Below are 18,495 nucleotides of genomic sequence, written 5' to 3' on the forward strand. Positions count from 1 at the left end.
ATCTGACAGGAACTGATGCTTGTGTCTATCGACCCAATGGTGGGAGAGGCATGCTCGCCATTCCCCGATGGAGTTAGGCGTGAGCCTCCCAGCCGGCCAAACGTCTCCACGGCCCCTGTCTCTGCGCTGACGACGGAGCGGAGGGTTCTCTTCACCTTAAGCATGAGCCAGCTAAGCCTAAACCTAACTCCTCACCAATAAGGTGAAGGTTGGAGATCGATTTTGCGAATATGCCGCTCCCGAGGCCCTCTTATACTGTCGTCAAAGCATTGTGCACCGTCCAAGTGCCTTGGGCGTGGTTCGGCGTGGCCAAGGGGGCTGATATGGAAGTCGTGATAAGCAATATCTCAATCTTCGTATTGTGCGTTGCCCTTATCGTCGTCCTGCGCAAAGCTTCCGTCGCCCTTGCTCTCGTGGATCATCCCGATGCCCGCAAACAGCATGTCGGTGCGGTTCCATTGTGCGGTGGTCTTGCGATCTTTACGACCTTTGCCCTGGTAAACTTCGTTAGCGGTCACATGAGCGCATTCGGTCTGAATTTCTGGGTCGGGCTGTTTGTCGTCGTCGCGGTCGGCACTCTTGACGATCGTCACCCGCTGCCGGCCTCGCTGCGCCTCATCATGCAGTTTCTCGTGGCGGCGATTTTGATCGGAGGATTGAATATCGGGCAGATTTCTTCGGCTGAATTCGCACCTGGTGTCGCAGCCTCGGCCGGGGCTCTGATCGTCGTCGTCGGGCTCTGCTTCATCGCCGGCCTCATGAATTCGTGGAACATGATAGATGGCGTCGACGGACTGGCGGGCGGAGCGGCGGTGGTCGCGCTGGTCTGGCTGATGCTGGTCGCCGAAATAAAGGACATGGGCGAACTGATACTGCCGTTCGAGCTTCTGCTGACCGGTCTTTGCGGTTTCCTGATCTTCAACATGCGCAGCCCGTGGCGAATTCGCGCGAGCATCTTTCTCGGTGACGCCGGCAGCATGGCGCTCGGGGCGACGATTGCCTATGGCATTCTCCTGCTCGCATCCGACAAGTCTCCGGCTCCTTTCATGGCGCTCCTGTGGATCGTCATCATTCCGGTGACGGATACGCTGAGCCTGATGATCCGGCGCGTCCTGGCGGGCCGCAGCCCGATGTCGGCCGATCGCTGGCACCTGCATCATCTCCTTCTCGACGCCGGCTTCATGCCGATGGCGACCACCAACATCATACTGGTGGCTTCGGCTGTCTGCGGAGGCATCGGCTATCTCGGAATTCGCAACGATGTGCCTGAGGTCGTCATGGCGGCCGGACTGCTGATCCCGGTCGGGATTCATACGCTCTTCGTTATGGCCGCCAGCGGCTCGATCGCCAAACTGCGAATTGCGCTGGCAAAGAGCCGTCGTTCGGTCGGGGTCGCTGCAACGGGCATGTCCGGCAAGACAAATCTCAAGATTTGAAGTTGCGGGTGTTCCATTGATCGGTCCGTCGTATTCGCGTTGACCGCCATAGCGTTCCGGCTGCTTGCGGCGACAGGGCATGAAAGATTTGGAGACAGCTGCTTCCGCCGAGCCAAGGGAACCCGCCATGCAGTCGCGTTATGAAGACCCGACATTCGACCAGCGGTCGACTCCTCTGCCGCGCTTCGGAGGAGCAACGTTTGCCCTGCGTTTCAGGATAATGCAGCTCGTCTGGAGAATTACGTGGACGCTGCTCGCCTCCTGGACGCCGCCGCCCTTCCGGAGATGGCGGAATTTTCTGCTCTGCTGCTTTGGGGCACAGCTGGATCCGACCGCAATTATCAGCGCAAGCGTCAAGATCTGGTGGCCGGGGCACCTTGTCATGGGAAAGCACACATCCCTTGGGCCCGGCGCGATCTGCTACAACGTCGCGACCGTCACGCTCAAGGATTTCTCCATCGTCTCGCAACGAGCGCATCTTTGTACCGGGTCGCACGATATCCAGGACAGTCAGTTTCCACTGATTTCCCGACCGATCGTGATCGAGCCGAATGCCTGGATCGCTGCGGAGGCCTTCGTCGGGCCGGGCGTGGTTGTCGGGGAGGGGGCCGTGCTTGGCGCCCGAGGCGTTGCCGCAAAGTCGCTACAGCCCTGGACCATCTATGTCGGCAATCCCGCCAAGGCGGTCGGCAAACGCAACCAGTCCGCTGCCGCCAGCTATGCGCTTGTGTCTTGAGTGGCTAGAAAGCGTTCCTTTAGGGGCCGCCGGCTAATTCGGAATTCCGCGGCAAAGGCCACCACTGTTGTGATGTCCACAGTGGCAACTATGCGCCAATTGCGATCGTCAACGGATCGACGCTTGACTTTCGTACAGCCCTGGCAATCCTCCGGCTCGAATACTTATGACGCAGCCAGAGGCATCGATCATGCTCGACTTCCGTCCGCTATATTCAACACCGCAGCCTGACGCGGTTGCGGAGTTTATTGAGAAAAACTACGCGATCGAAGGGCCAATTTCCTGCCGAATGCTCCAGCGTGGCCTGAATGACGTTTATCTCGTAGTAGGGAAAAATGCGGAGCGCTACGTATTTCGACTTTCGCAGCATAGGGCACGCGGTCCCGCTGATGTGAAAAGCGAGACGGCATTCCTGACACACCTTTCCCAATCGCGCGTCCCGGTCGCTGCTCCCATTCCAACGCTGGATCGTGCGTTCTCCCTACAGGCGCAGGCACCGGAAGGTTTGCGCTCCGGAGTGCTCTTTCAGGCACTCGACGGTCGCGAACCTCACGCGAGCGACCTTGGCGATGCCAGAGCCAATGGGAAAACCCTCGCAATGCTGCACAATGCAGCGGAGGTATTCCCTCACGATGGAGCGCTTTATCGACTTGACCTTGAGTACCTGCTGTGGCGACCCCTCGCACGAATAGGAGAGAGCGGCATTGTTGAGGACGCGGAGGTGTATGCCGATCTCGAGCGTATAGCTGGAGATACGGGGAAAGCGATTGAAGCTTTCGGCAATCTGACATGGACCTACTGTCACGGGGACTGCCATGGTTTCAATTCGCGCATCAACGAGGTTGGTGAAGCAGTATTCTTCGACTTTGACGACAGCGGCCCAGGTTACCTTGCTTATGACTTGTCGGTTTTTCTATGGGCGAATGTATCTTTTGGCAGGAACTCGACACGCAGATGGGGTGCGTTCATCGAAGGATATCGAGCCGTCCGACCCATAACTGCGGCCGATTTCGAAGCCGCTCTGCACTTCGTAATTGTCCGCCATTTTTGGCTTATGGGAGAGTACGCAGCGCGCGCCAACGAGTGGGGAAGCAACACCGTCGGTTGGATTGCGAGGGAGACCAACTTTCTTAAGATGTGGGAGACCGAGCAACTCCTCGACCGTCTGCTCTAGCTACCTCAGTCTCATCAGAATGCGATGATCGCAAAGGACAAACTGCTGCCATGGTAGCCTCCGCGCTGACCTGCGATCAGCTGCCGATGCACGCTATCGTCCTCACCCCAGCATTATGCCGTTCTGCCGGCAGGACCGATAATGCTGCGACAAGTCGCTTGCCATATTCGTTCACCGTGAACTCGGACGCCCTTCGTGTCGCATTGAGTGACATTGCCGCTCTGAGTTCGTCATCGGCAACAAAACGATCGATGGCCGAGGCGATCGCCTCGGGATCGCCGACAGGCACGATGAATCCCTCGATGCCGTCACGAACCACGGTACCGGTATTTTCCGTCGTCACGACCGGCAAGCCTGAAGCAAGCGCCTCATAGACAACGGTTGCGGAACCCTCGCAGACCGACGGCAGCAGAAAGATATCCGCCCAGCGAAATTCGGCCGCCATTTCGGCGCGTGGCACAACGCCCTTGAGTTCGACCTTCGTGGAAAGTTCCTGTCTAGGCCCGTCTGCCAGATTGAGCCGCCCGACCATACGGAAGTTTGTAGCGCCGCCGAGAATCTCTGCCGCAGCGGCGACGTAAGGCGATCCCTTCCGCAGCCCGACCTCACCAGCGGTCAGCACGCGCAGAGGGCCAGGGCGCCTTGCTTTTCGCTCCGGCGAGAATTTCGGATCGACACCATAGGGAAGGAGAACGCAACGTTCCGCCGGTCCGCCGCAGGCGATCACATGCCGGCGGACGAATTCGGATGGACATAGGATGAGATCGGCAAGCGACCATTCCGCCCTTTCCCGGTCCGCGAAGGACCTGGCGAAAGGGTTCTGCTTCGGCAGCCCCATCCATTCCGGAAACCGCGTCATTTCTCGAGAGACGAGTTCTTCCAAGACATCTCTTGGGGCGACCATCTGCTCGACAACGGTCCACATTCCTTGCTGCTTGGCAGCCTCCATCTGTTCCAGAGCATCGCCGCTGAAAGCGTAGAGCCCTGACGCGCCATGAAAGCCGCTTTTGGCCACCAAGGTCGAAAAGCGGGAGCCGGCCCACACGGCATGAGAGGTTTCATCGGCGATATTACCGATACGCGAACGTCGGATAGCCGAAAGTGCGCCAAAGCTTGCAAAGGTGGTCGTCAATGCGTTGGGGACACCCTTCGGCGCCCGGCCGGCGAGCCGCCTGATGGCCGAAGGCAGAATTTTTGTCGGAAGGACTTTTACGATGCCCGGCCAGCCCTTGGTTGCCGTAATGTCCGTATAGAAATGCGCAAGCTGCCCATGGTTCACGAAAATCCGGGGAACAGCGTAGTGCATGCGTGCCCCCAGCTGGCTGACAACAACTTTTCCATTCATGGAGATACCCGTTGTTCGATATGAGGCACCCGGTCACCGGAGCGGTCTAGTCGGTCGAGAAGGGCGCACCATTTGTCGATGGCCTGATCGTAGGAATAGTCGTTTGTCAGGACACGGCGGGCGATCTGACCCATCTCCAGGCGTCGCGCGGTGTCGTCTCGTAATTCGCGAATGGCAGCGGCAAGCCTTTGTCCTTCGCCAATCGCGATGTTTTTGCCGCAGCCATAGGCATCGATGACTCGGGCGACTTCGCCGTTGAGGTCACCGATGAAGATTGTCGGCCGGCCGGCGGCGAGAATTCCATAGAACTTGCTCGGAATGATGCAGTGCTCAAGCTGCGGTAGCAGGGACACCAGATGGACGTCTGCTGTACAAAGGCTCTTTGCCAGATTTTCAGCCGGCTGCAGCGGTTTGAAGATCATGTTGTCGAGGCCGAGTTTTTTCGCGGCGTCGACCACGCGTGCATGTTGATGGCCGTTGCCGATCATGAGGAAGCGAATGTCGGGCTGATCCCTCAGCAGGGCGGCGGCATTCAAAATCGTATCGAATTCGTGCGCGCGTCCGAAGTTGCCGGAATAGCCGATAACCAGTTTATCGTCCAAGCCCCATTCAGTTCGCAGCTCGTTGTCGGCTGCGGCGATCGGGTAGATCTCCTTTCCATCCGACCATTGGCGCAACAGGCTGATGGGGCAACGCGGCGACAACTCGTCGCGCAGATAATCCGCCATCGTTGTTGTCGGGCAGGCAATCGCTGCCGATGTTCCGATCGACCAGTTTCTCAGGCTGCGTGCGAGCCTGCCGACGATTGGCGAGCGCTTGAACAGGCCCAGTTCGATTGCGGTTTCCGGGAACAGATCCATGACCCAGTTCACCGAGGACGCTCCACGAAGGCGCAGTGCAACGGCTGTTGTCACCGACAGAAAGGGCGGATCAGTGCAAACTACGGCGATATCGTCGCGCGATGCATGGCGGACAAGCCAGGTGAAGGCGGAGAGATGGAAGAAGAAATAGTCAATCGCGCGCCCGAACGTTTTGAGCCTGCCGAAATGGGACGTCGTCAGCCGCACCACCTTGATGCCGGAAATGACTTCGTTCGGGGGAAGAACGGTCTGATCCTCGTTATGGAGATGGCGACTTGCCACCGCGACGACTTCATAGCCGCGCTGGGCCAAGGCGGATGCAATCGATGTTATCATTCGACTGGTCGCGGACTGATCGGGGGAGACGTAGCGATTGACGAAGATGACTTTCATTCGATGATCCCTGAGATCGCCGGCGCTGGATCGCTTGACCAGGTCTCAAATCCCATCATCGTGGCGCGTCGCGCGCTCACAAGTTGACCAAAGGCGATAATTTCCGCCAAAGAGGTGGCGCGCCCCCTACCTCATAAGAAGTGATGTTTCCCCATTCGAATAATCCGGCACACCGGTTTGGCGGGTATCGGGTGCCCGCATTCTCCCTATTGGCAAGGTGTCGATGGACGACCGGCACCTATACTGCCTTCATCGGCAGCCATGAGTGGACGCCGGCCCTGTGGACAACATGGAGAAGCTGGCGCATGCCCGACAAAGTCGCATTGATTATCGGCGTTACCGGACAGGATGGCGCCTACCTCAGCGAGCTTTTGCTTTCGAAAGGCTATGTGGTTCACGGCCTGAAAAGACGCTCGTCTTCCTTCAACACCGGGCGCATTGACCATCTCTATCAAGATCCACACGATGAGCCGGTCCGCTTTCGCCTTCACTTCGGCGATCTGACCGATGCCACCAATCTCTGCCGCGTCATTCAGGACGTCCAGCCCGACGAGATCTACAATCTCGGTGCGCAAAGCCATGTGCAAGTCAGCTTCGAGACCCCTGAATATACCGCGAATACCGACGCGCTTGGAACGCTTCGTGTGCTCGAGGCGATCCGCATCCTCAAGCTCGAGAAAAAGTGCCGCTTCTACCAGGCCTCCACTTCCGAACTCTTCGGCGGCATGAGCGAGATTGCGCAGCACGAGCAGACGCCCTTTTATCCCCGAAGCCCCTATGCCGCAGCGAAGCTCTACGCCTACTGGATGGCGGTGAACTATCGCGAGTCTTACGGCTTCCATGCATCCAACGGCATCCTGTTCAATCACGAAAGTCCGCTGCGCGGCGAAACGTTCGTGACGCGAAAGATCAGCCGTGGCGTGGCGGCAATCGAGCGCGGACTGACGCAGAAGCTTAGGCTCGGCAACCTGAACGCCAAGCGGGATTGGGGCCACGCTCGCGATTATGTCGAGGGCATGTGGCGGATTCTGCAGCAGGACGAACCGGACGATTACGTTCTCGCCACAGGCGAGACGCACACCGTGCGCGAATTCGTGGAGCGGGCATTCCGCGTGGTCGACAAGGCCATCGAATGGGAAGGCGACGGTGTGGACGAGGTCGGCTTCGATAGGAAGACCGGCAATCGGATCATCGAGATCGATCCGCGATATTTTCGGCCGGCGGAGGTCGACACTCTCCTCGGCGATCCGAGCAAGGCCAGACGGAAGCTCAACTGGCAGCATTCGACCTCATTCGGGGCTCTCGTCTCGGAAATGGTCGAAAGCGATCTACGCACGATCATGCGCGAAGAGGGCAGAAATGACTTTTATGGCTAAGATCAACGAGAAGTTCGATTTGACCGGAAAGCGTGTCTGGGTCGCCGGTCACAATGGTTTGGTCGGTTCGGCGATCGTTCGGCGCCTTCAAAGTGAAGATTGCGAAATCGTCACCGTTTCCCATCGTGAGCTCGATCTGACGCGTCAGGCCGATACGGAAGAGTGGATGCGGCAGATGCGTCCGCAAGTCATCTTCGTTGCGGCGGCGCGGGTCGGCGGTATCGTTGCGAACGCGACCTATCCGGTGGATTTTCTCTACGTCAACACCATGATCGCAATGAACATCATGAAGGCGGCTGCCGATCTCGGAGCAGAGAAGCTGCTCTGGCTCGGCTCCAGTTGCGTCTATCCGAAATTTGCGTCGCAGCCGATCGACGAGCACTCGTTGCTAACAGGGCCGCTCGAGCCGACAAACGAGGCCTATGCGATTGCGAAGATCGCAGGAATCAAGCTCGCTCAGGCCTATTCAAAGCAATATGGCGTAAGGTCTATCTCGGCGATGCCGACCAATCTTTACGGCCCGAATGACAATTTCGATCTGGAGACATCGCATGTCCTCCCGGCTTTGATCAGGAAGATCCACGAGGCAAAGATTGCTGGCACTGACGCGGTCGTATGGGGCACGGGCAACGGACTGCGTGAGTTCCTGCACGCGGACGATCTCGCCGATGCCTGCGTCTATCTGATGAAGAACTATTCCGACAGCCATCTGATCAATGTCGGTTCCGGACGGGAGATATCCATTCGCGATCTCGCCTACCTGATTGCCGATATCGTCGGCTTCAGGGGAAGGATCGTTTTCGACGTTACGAAGCCCGACGGAACTCCGAGAAAGCTTGTAAACAGCGACCGCCTGCGGGCCCTGGGCTGGACAGCCAGGACGGAATTGCGAAGCGGGATAGAACAGGTCTATCTGCATTGGCTCGATAAGGTGGCGATGCTAGCGTAGTATCAACGGAGTTGGACCGCGCCTCAATTACGCTTTGAAAAACTCAAAGCGCTTCAGCCTTTTGGGCGCGGGTGCGCCTCACGCTTGTGGCCTCAAACGCAAGTGACTTTCTGCTTCTCCCGTTTAGGGAAGCAAATCAGCTCGCGGGAGGGGGCGATCATGAAAGTATTGGCGTCGATCTTGGTTGCATCACTTGTCGCTCTGACGTTGATCGGAGCGGCCGTTGCCCAGCGTGGAACCGGTGATACGGTCGCTTTCCTCGACGCGGCTTTGCGCGGCGCGTTCCAGGCGGAGGAAGCCAAGGGACCGGCTGACTTCGGGATGCCGGTTCCAACTCCTGAACCATCCTTGCCTGAGGGGGCGGATGCCTTCAATCCTCCATTGCTCCGCGTCAGCAAATCGCCCCCGGCGGTCGCCGAGTTTTCGAGGACCGCAGACCGAGATGAGATCGTCTCGATGACGGGCATCAAGCTGGATCACTCGGCAGAGTTCGAAATCTTCTCCCAGGCTCCATCCGCCGCAAAAGGAAATGTCACCGCGGTCAATTCCCTGCGCGCTGACAAGACGGCGGCGACGGTCCTGTTGCCCGCCGCTTTGCCAGAATGGTCGATGTATCTCATGTGGCCTAACAGGAACGGCTACCGCGGCCAACCTATCGCCATCAATCGCACTGAAGCGTGGTGGCTTGGGCCGAACAAGGGAACGGCCGGCACAGTTATCTCGGTCTATGGGCGCAACCTTGCCCGCAGCAACGGGACGTCGCTATCCTATCTCTATATCAAGCCGCCCGGTGCCAGTGGCAGCTATGTCAAACCCAGCGCGGTCAACCCTTTCAAGGTGGACTTCGCGATCCCTGACATGCCGGCTGGCAACTATGAGGTCTGGGTGCATAACACCCATGGCGGTCGCTTCGGCTGGAGCGGTCCGTTGAGGCTTGATGTTCTCGCCCGGTCTCCATGGGCGGACCAGAAAAACAATCTGCTGGATGTGAAACGTTTCGGCGCCGTGGGAGACGGGACAGCCGACGATACGGCGGCATTGCAGCGCGCCCTGGAGGCGGCAAAGAATGCCGCGCCCGCGACCATTCACTTTCCCGCGGGAACCTACCGTATAACCTCTTTTCTGACAGCGCCCGCCAATGTCGGATGGGTCGGCGATGGCATGAATACGACGGAGATCCGTCTTGATCGCAGCATTGACCACAGCATGATTGAGATTGCTGGCGAAAACGTTCAGTTCGAAGGGCTCGCGCTGAACGCAAATCGCAATACCGGCAAGCAGGTCCTGATGCAGGTATCTTCGGCCGAGAATCTCCGGATAGCCTCTGCCAAGCTCAATGCGTGGGGTGTCGCCGCACTCCAGGCCAACGGCGCTTCGGGTCTCTCCATCAGCGACTCTGAATTGGTGGAAAACGGGTCGTTCTATGGAAGCAGCAGGCAGGTCTTCTTATCAGGCAACAAGTTCCGGATGACGGGCTATGGGGAGTCCGTCGCGGCTCTGTGGGGAGGTCGCGATTTTTCCATGGTCGGCAACGAGCTTTCAAATGCCGATGAGAGCCGGGACGACGGCCACGGTATCGGCCGGTTCTTTGTCGGCCAGGCGCAGTTTGGCAGCATAAGCAATCTCTATTGGGGCAACAACACGTCGCTGAATGCAGCCCCGCATGATTGCGACAAGGTCGATTGTAACAAGGGCGAACAGATCTGCTTTGAAATGGTCGGCAGCAAAATCAAAAGCGATTTTGTGAAGGCAACCGCAGACACGGTGTCCTTCAAAACTCTCTCGGATTTGGGTGATGTGACGCCCGGTGGCCAGGACCTCGTCATCGTCGGGGGCAGGGGAGCCGGCCAGCATCGGCATATCGTTTCCTCCGCCGATTCAACCGTAACGCTCGATGCTCCGTGGAATGTCATTCCCGATCGTACCAGCCGTTTTGCGCTGGCGGCAACCGCGTCGAAGGTCGCGATCTACAACAACAAATTCGACGGGCGCTCGAGCTACAGCCAACACGATTCCGATTCCACAAGCGTTCTGCTCTATGGGAACGTCTATGACGCCGTCGTCGATAGCAACCGCATCTCCAGGATGCGGCATGGAATGATGACTATCGCGCTGGATTCGACGCGGGGCCTTGCTCCTTACTTCCTGCAATATTCAAACAATACCGTCAGCGACAGCAACAGCGGTCTCTATGTAGGAACGACGTTCGCGGAGTCCGGCAAGCCCGGTATCTGGGGCGGTCTCGGCAATATCTATCGCAACAACCGCTTTGAAAACCTTGCTCATATAGGCGTCGAATACGAAACCTGGACGCATGACGGCTCGGATTACAACGGCACCGTATTCGAGCGAAACAGCTTCAAGAACGTCCCTTATGGCTTCATCGAAGCCTACCAGCTGATGTGGACCTATGATGGCCGGTTCAAGGCTGCGCCCGGCAGTCATTCGATGAAGGTGAATACCATTCTTCATAAGAACGATTTTGATCGGGGCTCTGCCACTGATGACGGGAGTGTCGGCTTCGTCACGCTCCACCCTTCGAACAGCTGGCTGAATATCGGCTCAACATGGACGGATTTTGCCTCGGGCAATGACGGACCTGTCGCCCCCAAGGCTCTTCCCAATTGATGCAGCGAAGTTTTGCAGGACTGCTAGGACGGGGCAGGGTCATCCTTAATAGTCTGTTCGGTTGAAGCTGTGCCCCTACTACGTCAAAGGGCTAAATTGTCGTCCAATCCGAATACCACATAATACGCGTCGTGATTGGTGAGGGCGGCAATCTCGGCACATTGCCGAGGATTTCGGCATGGAGTTCCCGCCATAGACAGACTTAACCCCGGCGACGCATACCCACGATGCGAGCGTTCGTTGTCGGACAAGAATCCTGCAACAAAATCAAGGATCTGGTTCCATGGGGACTGTTCGCCGAGCCTTCTTTATGGCGACGCTGGATCAATACTCTCAAATTGTCATCAGCATGGTATTGATCGCGGTTCTCTCGCGATTGCTCGACTCCACCGACATTGGTGTCGCCGCGATCGGCCTGAGCATCGGGACCATCGCATTCACGGTGCGGGAATTTGCGACATCGGAATTCCTGATCCAGCGCGAAGAGCTCCATGCGACCGATATCAGGACCGGGACGACGCTGGTTTTCGGCCTGTCGGCCATCATCGCGGTCGGGCTTGTTCTTCTTTCGCCCTACATCGCATCGTTCTACAATCTTGCCTCCCTGCAAACGTTCATCTGCCTGGTGGCGATCTCAGGCGTGATAGACGGGCTGGTCAGTCCCCACACCGCGTTGCTGCGTCGGGAAATCGAATTCGGTTCGCTGACGCGCATCAATGTTGCCGGGGCGGTCGCGAACGCCGTCACGGCACTGGTTGCGGCATGGCAGGGTTACGGCTTCATGAGCCTAGCGATCGCGGTGATTGCGGCGGCAGCCGTCCGGGCTGTCCTGACATTCCAAGCCAAGCCGGAGATATGGATGTTCCGGCCCTGCTTGGTCGGCAGCAGGTCCATTTTCAGCTTCGGCGGATACAAGGGCGCTTCCTCGGTTCTGGACCGGGTCTATGAATCGCTCCCCCAGCTTGTCCTGGGGCGCATCATGCCCCTGTCGGCCGTGGGTATCTTCAATCGTGCCAATCTTGTCTGCGGTCTGCCTGACAAGCTGATGTTGTCGGCGGCCTTCTCAGTCGCGTTTCCTGCCTTCGCCGCCGAAGTGAGAGCCAAGCGCGCCATCAAGGAATCCTATCTGAGGATGGTGAGCTATATCTCCGTTCTCTTCTGGCCCTCGTCTCTGATGCTGGCGATCCTCGCCGATCCCATCGTCAATATCGTTTTGGGAAACGGTTGGCTGCCCGTCGTGCCGATCCTGAGGATATTGTGCTGCGCAACCATATTCTCCTTCGCCAATATCCTGACCTATCCAGTGCTCGTTGCCTTCGGAGCGAACAGGGACGCGTTCACGGCGAATTTCGTTGGACGGGGCGTTTCGACAGTCATCATTTGCGTTGCAAGCTTTCAGGGGCTCGTGGCCCTGGCCCTCAGCCAGTTCATCTCGCTGCCGTTCCAGATGTACGTCTCCTTTCACTACATCCGGCGGCGCGTACACTTCGAGTGGAAGGAATTGCTCGGCGTTCTCGCCAAAAGCGGCGTAGTCACCGTGATGGCGATTGCGGGTCCCCTCGCAATCGTCGCGCTGAACGGGTTCGACTTCGATCTTTCGCTCGCGGAGACCGCGGTTTGCATTCTTCTGGCGGCAGCCGGATGGATGGCCGGCCTTATTGTCTTTCGACATCCTCTGCTGGATGAGCTGCCTGCGATCCTGGAAAGACTATTCGGGCGCTGGGTTCGAAAATCCACCGCAGCGGCAGAATGAGGGGGAGGAGTGTCATGCCCAGCCTTGATGTCGCCATCCCGAACTACAATTACGGCCACTACCTCGAAGGCTGCGTCAAGAGCATACTTCGGCAGAATGTCGAGACGCTGCGCGTATTGATCATCGACAACGCATCCACTGATGACAGCGCCCGGATCGCGCGGAAGCTTGCGACGTCGGATCCGCGGATAGAGCTTCGGCTGCGCTCTCAAAATCTCGGCCCTCATGCATCCTTCAATGAAGGCATCGATTGGGCGCAATCGGATTATTTTCTCATCCTATGTTCCGACGATCTACTGACGCCGCATGCATTGGCAGACGCGGTGAGCGTCATGGAAGAACATCCTCAGGTCAACCTGACCTATGGCGAGGCTCTCTTCCTTAAGCCGGAGGATGTCGAGACACGCGTGATCGATCCGCAGCCAGCGACATGGTCCGTCGAAGGAGGGACCGCGCTGATTGAAAGACTGTGCAGGAGTGGCCGCAACCCGATCAGTGGCCCCACGGTCGTGGTTCGGACCGCGATCCAGAAAGCGGTCGGCCACTACAATCCAGAGCTTACCCACACGGACGATCTGGAAATGTGGTTGCGCATAGCGGCCAGAGGCCAGGTGGCGCACACGAACAGCCACCAGGCGATCGCCAGGGTGCATTCCTTCAATCAGTCCTCATCCGTCAAGAACATTCACCAGTGGAACCTGCAGTTCGAAGCCGCCTATCGCTCCTTCTTTCGGGGCGACGGTGCCTCCCTGCAGAATGCTTCGGAGATGTTGAGGATGGTGAAACGGGCGCTGAGCGATAGATCCTACAGTTCCGCCCTTTCCAGCCTGAGCCGTGGCGATCTGGGTTCCGCTCAGCTCCTGCTGAACGCGATCCGGCTGCGTCCGGCCGCTGCCGTTTTTCCTCCGGTGGGCTATCTGGCGGCCAAGATGCTGCAGGATCGGGCGCTTAGGAAGCACGCCGGGCTATCAGCCAAGAGCTCGTGAATCGCCACCGATCGGGCTTGCAAGTTTTCTTCTTGCATTGCGCGGCGCAAGCAGGCGTTCCGTCAGAAGGTCGTCTTGCTCGGCAAGGCTTTTCTGGACCCTGTCGTTGCCGTCAGCAATCTGTTTCCGGATATCATCGAAATTGGCCAGTATCTGCTCAAGCTGCAGCCGGAGCATATCGAGATCGAACGTCTCGATGTGCTGGCAATATTGCGACTGCGAGAATTCCGCCAGAAGGTTGTCGTTCTTTTGCGCGTATCCGAGCGAAATGATCGGTCGGCCGAGTTTCAGTGAGCAGACGACGTTGTGGTAGCGCGAGACGATCACGACGTCGGTTTTGTCAATTTCGCGCATCAGGTCGTGCAGGGTTTCGCCAAGCCCGACAGCAACATGGTCAAGCGCGCTCTGTGCATCCATGTCCTTGATTTTCTCCATCAAGTCGTGGACGGCAATCTGGTCGCGCAGATCGCCCGTCAGCAGGCGGATGTCATAACCTTCGCCGGCGAGCCAGGTGACGAACTCTGCAAGCTTGCCGATATAGGTCTGGTAAATCTCCTTGCCATTAAGGCTCGATTTGGCCCAGCCACGATAATGCATGACGCCGACGCCGACAGTGCGGCGCGGCCCGGAGGCGACCCTGGATAGCTTCGGCATCGGCAACCGGAACGCAATATCCGGAAACCGGAAATCCTGCTCTACATTCATACCGATATCTTGAAGATACCGGCGGGAGAAGTCGTCGCGATAAGATCGGTATTTTGCGGTTTGTGCGGCGGTTTTCAGGAAGAAGCGGCTCAGCGGATGCGAGATCGGGCCGGCGCCGATGCTGACGAAGGCGACGGGAACGTTGCGCAGCCTGGCCGCCATGCACCATCTGAAGATGACGAACGGCCATCCCCAGGGCGTCTCCTGATAGTCATCAAGGATTCCCGTTCCGGGTATGATGATGAGATCGAGGCCCTTGAGTTGCTTGAAAAGGGAGCTGATACGCGCGAGTCGGTGCGGCATGTTTCCCAACATGCGGTTCAACCTGTCCGCCCGCGGACCGCCTGATATCGTGCCGTTGAGGCTGACGGAGAGAATCCCGTATTTTTTCCTGACGAGATCCGGATTGGAGCAGATGCAAAGGAGCTCCGCCTCGGGGCAACGCTCGCGCAGCAAATTCAACATTGCTTCCAGGGAACCGTCATTGCCGCTGTTTCCACTGCCGAACTGGCCGAATAATCCGATTTTCATGGAAGCTCCTGCATTACTAGCCAACGAAAAACGTGCGCGGGCGACAGGGCGGCGGCCGCACATGTTACTCTCACAACTATGGAAAAGGCCTGCCGGTTGCCACTTGGCCGTTGGAGGGTTTTGATGGATCAAAAGACTTAGCCTTTGGAGCTTCCGGCACCAAAATGCTGGCAATGATGCCGCCATGAGGCACTTCGGCCAAATCCGGCCCTTGATTTATGATCTGCTCGCGGTTGCGGGAATGATCGGCACTGTACCGCAGAGTTCGCAAGATGCGCGCATACCCTCGGCGCCCGGATCTTTTGAGTAGAACGGAACCAAGCAAGTGACGCGCAGAACATCGACGACATCAGGCCTCATGCCCCCCTCCTGGGCTTTTTTCTGTCTCCTCGCAATGCTGATATCCTGCGCCGGTTCTGCCGGTGCGCAGGACGTCGTTTTTCCGCTGCATGTCGCCGGAGACCGACGGCATCTCGAGGACGCATCCGGCCGTCCCTTCCTGATGACCGGCGACGCCGCGTGGTCGATGATTGCCGAACTCTCGCGCGAAGACGCCGAGGCCTATCTCGACGACAGGAAGAAGCGAGGTTTCAACACGCTGCTTGTCTCGCTCATCGAGCATCGCTTCGGCCGCAACGCGCCCAAGAACATTTACGGAGCGGCGCCGTTCCTGGGCGGCAAGGATTTCGCCGCGCCGAACGAAGCCTATTTCGGGCATGCGGAATGGATCCTGCGCCGCGCCCGGGAGAAGGGATTCCTGGTGCTGCTCGCGCCAGCCTATCTTGGTTCGGGAGGCGGTGAGCAGGGCTGGTATCAGTCGATGAAGGCTGCCGGTCCTGACGTGCTCCGCTCCTATGGCGAATATGTCGGCAAGCGCTTCGGCGGGCTTGGCAATATCGTGTGGATCGAGGGCGGCGACTACGATCCAGAGGACAGGAGCTTGGTCCAGGCCTTGGCCGAGGGCGTGAGGCAAGCGGCTCCCGGCAGCCTGCAGAGTTTTCATGGCAATCCGGCCTCGGCCCCGCGCAGCTTCTGGGGCGATCCTGACTGGCTGGGGATCGATTCGCTCTACACCTATGGCGATATCGCAGCTGCCTCGCTCGATCGCTATCGGCGGCAGCCTGCGATGCCCTTCTTCCTGATCGAGAGCCGCTACGAAGGCGAGGGGGCTAATGAATTCGATGTCCGACGCAGCGCTTACAGCACGCTATTGTCAGGCGCCAGCGGACAGATATTCGGCAATAATCCGATATGGCATTTTTCCGCGCCGGGGCTCTATCCGAGCCCTGTCACATGGCAGGAAGCGCTTTCCAGCCGAGGGGCGGAGAGCATGTCGCATCTGCGCACCCTGTTTGACCAGGTCGAATGGTGGAATTTGAAACCCGACCTGACTGGAGTACTCGCGGATCGATCTTCAAGCAAGGGTGGCGTCGTTGCGGCGAGCGCGGCCGATGGCTCGTTTGCGCTCGCCTATGTGTGGGACGCTCCTGATATTTCGCTTAATCTGAATAAGCTCGCGCCTTCAGCGCGGAGGGTTCGATGGTTCGATCCTTCGTCCGGCACATTCTATGATGCTTCAGGTGAGGAAACGGCGGCGGGGACATCGCTGTTTCGGGTGCCGAAGGCGAGCAACGCTTCCGGCTTCAGCGATTGGGTACTTCTGATCTCTCGGCAGCAATGATTGCTGTCCATGAGGTTGCGGGAAGCTCGATCCGGGGTAGGGCTCCCCGTTCACCCCTTAGTGCTTTTGTGTAGCTTGTCTGTGCCCAAGCACCTGCGAGAATTGCGGTAACGGCAGCAACCATCGGCTTACCCAACGGGATGAGATCGTGAAAATCGTTCATGTTATTGCGTCGATAGACCCGAAATTCGGTGGCCCGCAGGCCGTCGCACAGCGGATTGCAGCCGCTCAATCGGCGCTCGGCCACGATGTGCATGTCGTCAGCTACGGCAGCGCCGATGCCCAAAGGAAGCTGTTCGAGATGGGCCGCGGCATTCCGAATTTCAGCGATATCAAATGGCATATTCTTCCCGAACCGAATCTCTTTGAAAAGCTGGCCTGCCCTGGAGGGCGGAAGCTACTGCGCACTGTCGCGCAGTCGGCATCCTTTCTCCACCTGCACGGGGTCTGGGATCCGATCCTTCTCTATGCCGCCAACACTGCCAAGGCTTTTCAGGTTCCCTACTGCCTCTGCACATCCGGAATGCTCGATAGCTGGAGCATGCAGCAAAAGTCCTGGAAGAAGCAGATCGCATTCCTCCTTGGCTATCGCAAGATGCTGAACCAGGCGAAATTTCTGCATGCCCTGAATGTGGATGAGGTGCTGCTGATGCAGCCGCTCGGCCTGCGCGCGCCTGCTGTCATCATCCCGAATGGCATTTTTCCGAAGGAGTTCGATGCCTTGCCTGACAAGGGACGGTTTCGTCGGCAGATTGGGTTGCCGGAGGGGCGTCGCTACGTCCTGTTTCTGTCGCGGCTGCACATCAAGAAGGGGCTTGATATTCTTGCCCGGGCCTTTCAGCTCGTTTCCTATTCCCATCCAGATGTCGATCTCGTCGTTGCCGGCCCGCCTGACGGGGCGGAAGAAGAGTTTGCGCAATTGGTCAAGGAATTTGGCCTGGAGAGCCGCGTTCATGTCGTCGGCCCGATCTATGGTGAGACCAAGATCTCAGCGTTGGTTGATGCCGCATGTTTCTGCCTTCCAAGCCGACAGGAAGGCTTCAGCATCGCCATCACCGAGGCGCTGGCCTGTGCCACGCCCGTCGTCATCACCGATGCCTGTCATTTTCCAGAGGTCGGCGCTTCCGAGGCGGGGTTCATTGTCTCGACCGATCCGGCAGCGGTTGCCCTCGGCCTGATCGCCATGCTGGACAATCCGGTCATGGGCAAAAGCATGGGCGTCAACGGCCGTCGCTTGGTCATGGAAAACTTTACCTGGCCGGCGATCGCCGAACTCACGATCCAGAATTACCGCTTTGCGACTTGACCGGTGTGGCCTCCGGCTGACGTACTGGGGTGCAGAGGCCGTTCAATTCATACCAGACGGTCTTCAGGCCTTCCTGAAGCACGGCAATACCTTCGGGATCGAAGAAGAGCATCCAGGATATCGGCCGCGGCTTTGCTGGAACGGAAGTCCAGCGGATCCCGCTTGAGGTCTCGGAGAAGCAGGCGATTGCCCGGCGCGAATGGTACCAGCTGGTAACGAGAACCGCCTGCCGAACGTTCATGTTGGCGAGGATCGGCGCGGAAAATGCCGCATTCTCTTCAGTGCTGTGGGAGCGGCATTCGACGCTGATGGCGTCCTTGTCGACGCCTTTCCGGATCATTGCGTCGCGGTTCGACAGGCAATCTCCGGCTCCGCTCACCAGCACACGGGGCGCCACGCCGGCAAGCCACAGCTCGGCACCACGAGCAGCGCGCGGTGGTCCGTCACCGCCGATGACGACGATGACGTCAGCATGGCTTACCCGGTCGCGCAGAGTAAGCAATGGTCCCGCGGCGACGAGGATGATCACGTCCAGCAGAGCGAGGACCAAGAGGAAGAAGCCGACGTAGCGCAAAAGCGGTCGGCCCTTCGGCAGAGCGAACGCCGCTGGGAAAGGGACCTTCTGATTGGGCATCA

Annotated in this window: 14 protein-coding genes; 10 read left to right on the top strand and 4 right to left on the bottom strand. The window is 58.3% G+C overall.

Annotated features, from left to right (window positions below; translation table 11 throughout):
* The first annotated feature begins 323 nt into the window (after nucleotides 1-323).
* From EV561_RS21405 to EV561_RS21415, 3 genes are all read left to right on the top strand, one after another.
* Nucleotides 324-1,436: an MraY family glycosyltransferase gene (locus tag EV561_RS21405; RefSeq protein WP_165927873.1), complete on the top strand. Its 1,113-nt coding sequence runs from the start codon at nucleotides 324-326 to the stop codon at nucleotides 1,434-1,436.
* 127 nt (nucleotides 1,437-1,563) lie between these two features.
* A complete protein-coding gene (locus EV561_RS21410; RefSeq protein ID WP_132524338.1) occupies nucleotides 1,564-2,172 on the top strand; it encodes a putative colanic acid biosynthesis acetyltransferase in 609 nt (202 codons plus the stop codon).
* Between the two features lie 190 nt (nucleotides 2,173-2,362).
* Nucleotides 2,363-3,346, top strand: coding sequence for a phosphotransferase (locus EV561_RS21415; RefSeq protein ID WP_132524339.1), 984 nt, complete (start codon nucleotides 2,363-2,365; stop codon nucleotides 3,344-3,346).
* A gap of 76 nt (nucleotides 3,347-3,422) precedes the next feature.
* Here the strand turns inward: EV561_RS21415 and EV561_RS21420 are convergent, their stop codons facing one another.
* Entirely contained in the window at nucleotides 3,423-4,691 is a 1,269-nt protein-coding gene (locus EV561_RS21420) for a glycosyltransferase family 4 protein (RefSeq protein ID WP_132524340.1), read from the bottom strand.
* Nucleotides 4,688-5,944: a glycosyltransferase family 4 protein gene (locus tag EV561_RS21425; protein ID WP_132524341.1), complete on the bottom strand. Its 1,257-nt coding sequence runs from the start codon at nucleotides 5,942-5,944 to the stop codon at nucleotides 4,688-4,690. Before EV561_RS21425 ends, EV561_RS21420 begins: the two co-directional genes overlap by 4 nt.
* Nucleotides 5,945-6,249: 305 nt before the next feature.
* Between EV561_RS21425 and gmd the strand changes: the two genes are divergently transcribed.
* From gmd to EV561_RS21450, 5 genes are all read left to right on the top strand, one after another.
* The gene (gene gmd / locus EV561_RS21430; RefSeq protein WP_132524342.1) at nucleotides 6,250-7,320 is read left to right on the top strand and encodes a GDP-mannose 4,6-dehydratase; all 1,071 of its coding nucleotides are present in this window, start codon (nucleotides 6,250-6,252) and stop codon (nucleotides 7,318-7,320) included.
* Complete coding sequence (locus EV561_RS21435; protein WP_132524343.1) at nucleotides 7,304-8,269, top strand: GDP-L-fucose synthase; 966 nt, start codon at nucleotides 7,304-7,306, stop codon at nucleotides 8,267-8,269. The genes gmd and EV561_RS21435 overlap by 17 nt, the downstream gene beginning before the upstream one ends.
* A gap of 159 nt (nucleotides 8,270-8,428) precedes the next feature.
* Nucleotides 8,429-10,897 carry a glycosyl hydrolase family 28-related protein gene (locus EV561_RS21440; protein WP_245512794.1) on the top strand — a complete coding sequence of 823 codons (2,469 nt, stop codon included), beginning with the start codon at nucleotides 8,429-8,431 and terminating at the stop codon, nucleotides 10,895-10,897.
* Between the two features lie 283 nt (nucleotides 10,898-11,180).
* A complete protein-coding gene (locus tag EV561_RS21445) occupies nucleotides 11,181-12,650 on the top strand; it encodes an oligosaccharide flippase family protein (protein WP_132524344.1) in 1,470 nt (489 codons plus the stop codon).
* Nucleotides 12,651-12,664: 14 nt separating this feature from the next.
* On the top strand, nucleotides 12,665-13,636 hold the full coding sequence (locus EV561_RS21450; RefSeq protein ID WP_245512796.1) for a glycosyltransferase: 972 nt from the start codon (nucleotides 12,665-12,667) through the stop codon (nucleotides 13,634-13,636).
* Here EV561_RS21450 and EV561_RS21455 read toward each other — a convergent pair.
* Nucleotides 13,619-14,872 (bottom strand): polysaccharide pyruvyl transferase family protein, encoded by a 1,254-nt coding sequence (locus EV561_RS21455; RefSeq protein ID WP_132524346.1) that lies wholly within the window; start codon nucleotides 14,870-14,872, stop codon nucleotides 13,619-13,621. The genes EV561_RS21450 and EV561_RS21455 overlap by 18 nt on opposite strands.
* 325 nt (nucleotides 14,873-15,197) lie before the next feature.
* Here EV561_RS21455 and EV561_RS21460 point away from each other — a divergent pair, with 325 nt between their 5' ends.
* Nucleotides 15,198-16,553: a DUF4038 domain-containing protein gene (locus EV561_RS21460; protein WP_132524347.1), complete on the top strand. Its 1,356-nt coding sequence runs from the start codon at nucleotides 15,198-15,200 to the stop codon at nucleotides 16,551-16,553.
* A 148-nt stretch (nucleotides 16,554-16,701) separates the two neighbouring features.
* On the top strand, nucleotides 16,702-17,859 hold the full coding sequence (locus tag EV561_RS21465; protein ID WP_132524348.1) for a glycosyltransferase: 1,158 nt from the start codon (nucleotides 16,702-16,704) through the stop codon (nucleotides 17,857-17,859).
* On the opposite strand, the gene EV561_RS21470 is transcribed toward EV561_RS21465, so the two are convergent.
* Nucleotides 17,828-18,493 carry a YdcF family protein gene (locus EV561_RS21470; RefSeq protein ID WP_132524349.1) on the bottom strand — a complete coding sequence of 222 codons (666 nt, stop codon included), beginning with the start codon at nucleotides 18,491-18,493 and terminating at the stop codon, nucleotides 17,828-17,830. The genes EV561_RS21465 and EV561_RS21470 overlap by 32 nt on opposite strands.
* Nucleotides 18,494-18,495 lie beyond the last annotated feature (2 nt).

Origin of the sequence: Rhizobium sp. BK376 (assembly GCF_004341625.1) — a bacterium.
Classification (GTDB): Bacteria; Pseudomonadota; Alphaproteobacteria; order Rhizobiales; family Rhizobiaceae; genus Rhizobium.

Bases quoted from the DNA above. Each gene is read 5' to 3' on its own strand.
- EV561_RS21470 (WP_132524349.1), bottom strand. From the start codon at position 18,493: ATGCCCAATCAGAAGGTCCCTTTCCCAGCGGCGTTCGCTCTGCCGAAG.
- EV561_RS21440 (WP_245512794.1), top strand. From the start codon at position 8,429: ATGAAAGTATTGGCGTCGATCTTGGTTGCATCACTTGTCGCTCTGACG.
- EV561_RS21425 (WP_132524341.1), bottom strand. From the start codon at position 5,944: ATGAAAGTCATCTTCGTCAATCGCTACGTCTCCCCCGATCAGTCCGCG.
- EV561_RS21445 (WP_132524344.1), top strand. From the start codon at position 11,181: ATGGGGACTGTTCGCCGAGCCTTCTTTATGGCGACGCTGGATCAATAC.
- EV561_RS21420 (WP_132524340.1), bottom strand. From the start codon at position 4,691: ATGAATGGAAAAGTTGTTGTCAGCCAGCTGGGGGCACGCATGCACTAC.
- EV561_RS21415 (WP_132524339.1), top strand. From the start codon at position 2,363: ATGCTCGACTTCCGTCCGCTATATTCAACACCGCAGCCTGACGCGGTT.
- EV561_RS21435 (WP_132524343.1), top strand. From the start codon at position 7,304: ATGACTTTTATGGCTAAGATCAACGAGAAGTTCGATTTGACCGGAAAG.
- EV561_RS21455 (WP_132524346.1), bottom strand. From the start codon at position 14,872: ATGAAAATCGGATTATTCGGCCAGTTCGGCAGTGGAAACAGCGGCAAT.
- EV561_RS21405 (WP_165927873.1), top strand. From the start codon at position 324: ATGGAAGTCGTGATAAGCAATATCTCAATCTTCGTATTGTGCGTTGCC.
- EV561_RS21410 (WP_132524338.1), top strand. From the start codon at position 1,564: ATGCAGTCGCGTTATGAAGACCCGACATTCGACCAGCGGTCGACTCCT.
- EV561_RS21450 (WP_245512796.1), top strand. From the start codon at position 12,665: ATGCCCAGCCTTGATGTCGCCATCCCGAACTACAATTACGGCCACTAC.
- gmd (WP_132524342.1), top strand. From the start codon at position 6,250: ATGCCCGACAAAGTCGCATTGATTATCGGCGTTACCGGACAGGATGGC.